Below are 841 nucleotides of genomic sequence, written 5' to 3' on the forward strand. Positions count from 1 at the left end.
GGGCCGTGGGCGGCGGCGAACAGCTCCTTGAGCCCCTCGGCGCGGCGGTTCGCCACGGCCCGCTGGTCGTCCGGCCCGGCCGGGCGGGCCATCACCTCGAGCCCGTCGTCGATCAACGCCGCCCCGGCCGGGTCGGCGAAGCGGGCCCGCAGGTCCAGCGACCCGTCGCGGCGGCGCACCACGTGCACCTCGTCGTCGCGCTCGCCGGGCGGATCGGGCGCCTGCCCGTCCGGGTCGAGCTGGGCGAGCAGCCGCGCCGCGACCGTGACCAGCCCGCCCGGCGACTGCTCGGTGGCCTTCTCGGCCAGGAACCGCTCCGCCTCCGCCACCGTGTCGGGAGCGAGCCCCGCCACCTGCTCCAGCCGGGCCATCGTGCGCTGCACCACCGGCAGGTGCGCCACGGTGATCGCGCCGACGGCCAGCGCCGCGGCGGTGTGCGGGTAGCGCGGCGCCAGCGGCTCACCGAGCAGCGAGCGGCGCCCGACCAGGTCGCGGGCCTCGTCGACCAGGCGGCGCGCCTCGCCGGGATCGACCCGGAACACCTCGGCGACCAGGCGCTCCACCCGCCGGTCCCCGGTCTGCTCGGCCACCCCCAACCGCTCCAGCTCCGCCACCTCCACCAGCAGCCGGTGGTGCTCGGCGTTGACCACGACCCGACGCGTGCGGGCGCGCTCCAACGCCTCCCGCTCCACCCCACCGACCCGTTCGCTCACGCGTTCGAGTCTACCCGACACCAGCGACATCGGCGACACCCGCGTCGACGGCCCGCCGCGACGAGATCAGGAGGACATGAGGCACCTCAGGGCGGCTCGGGAGGTGCCTCACGTCCTGGTGATCTTCG

General features: G+C 76.6%; 1 protein-coding gene. It reads right to left on the minus strand.

Annotated features, from left to right (window positions below; translation table 11 throughout):
- Positions 1-713: DUF222 domain-containing protein (locus ABD994_RS30975; protein WP_345425499.1), on the minus strand; the 713-nt coding region annotated here is incomplete at its 3' end.
- Positions 714-841 lie beyond the last annotated feature (128 nt).

It is taken from the genome of Actinomycetospora chlora (assembly GCF_039542135.1).
Classification (GTDB): domain Bacteria; phylum Actinomycetota; class Actinomycetes; order Mycobacteriales; family Pseudonocardiaceae; genus Actinomycetospora; species Actinomycetospora chlora.